At 68.4% G+C, this 2,391-nt stretch carries 1 protein-coding gene and 1 pseudogene; both read left to right on the top strand.

The window, feature by feature from the left end; all coding sequences use genetic code 11:
* Positions 1–210, top strand: a pseudogene (locus CH341_RS30685) (hypothetical protein); the annotation flags it as partial.
* A gap of 175 nt (positions 211–385) precedes the next feature.
* Positions 386–2,314 carry an ATP-dependent zinc metalloprotease FtsH gene (gene ftsH / locus CH341_RS30680; RefSeq protein WP_111423384.1) on the top strand — a complete coding sequence of 643 codons (1,929 nt, stop codon included), beginning with the start codon at positions 386–388 and terminating at the stop codon, positions 2,312–2,314.
* The last annotated feature ends 77 nt before the right edge of the window (positions 2,315–2,391 follow it).

Here is a 2,391-nt window from a genome sequence, read left to right as displayed (position 1 = left end):
GAGGGACCGGTCGAGCTCGGCAAGCTGGAAAGCATCGCCGCCGGGCTCGCGGCGGCATGCGCGGGCTGCGGCCCGGCTGCGCGATTTCGCCGCACGCTCGCGGGCGCCATGGTGACGCTCGCCGGCGGCCGCCTCGCGGTCGAGCCCGCACCGGCCCGCCGCAGTGGGCGAAACGCCGCGCCTGCGGTGCCAACCCCCACGGAAACGTGACGGAATCTCGTTCACCACGGAGCCGCAAACTCGTCTTCCGGCGGCCGGCGCGCTTGTGGCGGGGGAACGAGGCTCTTACATTGGACGATATGCTCCACACACCGGTGTCGTGCGGCCTGGAGTGTGACTCCCAACCGCCCACGGTCTTTTCAGCCACGGGGCACGAGGACGCCTGATGAACGCAAACCTGCGGAATTTCGCCCTCTGGGTGATCATCGTCCTGCTGCTGCTGGCGTTGTTCACTCTTTTCCAGAATCCCGCGCAGCGTTCAGTATCGCAGGACATCGCCTTCTCGCAGCTCCTGAACGAGGTCGATCAGGGCCGCGTGCGCGACGTCGTGATCCAGGGGCCGGAGATTCACGGCACCTTCACGGACGGCCGCAACTTCAACACCTACGCGCCGAGCGATCCGACCCTGATCGACAAGCTCTACAAGAAGGGCGTCTCGATCACGGCCCGGCCGCAGCAGGAGAACGTGCCCTGGTTCGTCTCCCTGCTGGTCTCCTGGCTGCCCTTCATCGCCCTGATCGGCGTGTGGATCTTCCTGTCTCGGCAGATGCAGGGAGCGGGCGGTAAGGCGCTCGGCTTCGGCAAGTCGCGGGCCAAGCTGCTGACCGAGGCGCACGGCCGCGTCACCTTCGAGGACGTGGCGGGCGTCGACGAGGCCAAGCAGGATCTCCAGGAGATCGTCGAGTTCCTGCGTGACCCCGGCAAGTTCCAGCGCCTCGGCGGCAAGATCCCGCGCGGCGTGCTGCTGGTCGGCCCGCCCGGCACCGGCAAGACGCTGATCGCGCGGGCCGTCGCCGGCGAGGCCAATGTGCCGTTCTTCACCATCTCGGGCTCCGACTTCGTCGAGATGTTCGTCGGCGTCGGTGCGTCGCGGGTGCGCGACATGTTCGAGCAGGCCAAGAAGAACGCCCCCTGCATCATCTTCATCGACGAGATCGACGCGGTCGGCCGCCATCGCGGCGCCGGCCTCGGCGGCGGCAACGACGAGCGCGAGCAGACCCTCAACCAGCTCCTGGTCGAGATGGACGGCTTCGAGGCGAACGAGGGCATCATCCTCATCGCCGCGACCAACCGGCCCGACGTGCTCGACCCGGCGCTGCTGCGTCCCGGCCGCTTCGACCGCCAGGTCGTGGTGCCGAACCCGGACGTCGTCGGTCGCGAGCAGATCCTGAAGGTCCATGTCCGCAAGGTGCCGCTGGCGCCCGACGTGAACCTCAAGGTCGTCGCCCGCGGCACCCCCGGCTTCTCGGGTGCGGACCTGATGAACCTGGTCAACGAGGCGGCCCTGATGGCGGCCCGGCGCAACAAGCGCATGGTCACCCAGGTCGAGTTCGAGGACGCCAAGGACAAGGTCATGATGGGCGCCGAGCGCAAGTCGCTCGTCATGACCGAGGAGGAGAAGATGCTGACCGCCTATCACGAAGGCGGGCATGCCATCGTCGCCCTCAACGTCAAGGCGACCGACCCGGTGCACAAGGCGACCATCATCCCGCGTGGCCGGGCGCTCGGCATGGTCATGCAGCTCCCGGAGCGCGACAAGCTGTCGATGAGCTTCGAGCAGATGACCTCGCGGCTGGCCATCATGATGGGCGGACGCGTGGCCGAGGAGATGATCTTCGGTCGCGACAAGGTCACCTCGGGCGCCCAGTCGGACATCGAGCAGGCGACTCGTCTCGCCCGCATGATGGTGACGCGCTGGGGCTTCTCGCCCGAGCTCGGCGCCGTCGCCTATGGCGAGAACCAGGACGAGGTCTTCCTCGGCATGTCGGTCGCCCGCCAGCAGAACGTGTCGGAATCGACGGCCCAGAAGATCGACGCCGAGGTCCGGCGCCTGGTCGAGGAGGGGCACGACGAGGCGACCCGCATCCTCACCGAGAAGCGCGATCATCTCGAGCTGCTCGCCAAGGGCCTGCTGGAGTTCGAGACCCTGACGGGCGACGAGATCAAGGACCTGATGAACGGCAAGCGCCCGAACCGCGAGTCGGTGATCGAGCCGTCGGGTCCGCGCGGCTCGGCCGTGCCGACGGCCGGCAAGCCGCGGCCGCGGCCCGAGCCGCCCGGCGCGGGCGACATGGAGCCCCAGCCGACCGGCTGACGCGGCGACAGCAGACTCCGAAAACGCCCGCCGGTCGCGGGCGTTTTCTTTTGGGGCGACGCTTGCTCCGTAGCCGG

The sequence above is a fragment of the Rhodoplanes roseus genome (assembly GCF_003258865.1).
In the GTDB taxonomy this organism is placed as follows: domain Bacteria; phylum Pseudomonadota; class Alphaproteobacteria; order Rhizobiales; family Xanthobacteraceae; genus Rhodoplanes; species Rhodoplanes roseus.
This window is presented reverse-complemented; position numbering and strand designations above follow the sequence as displayed.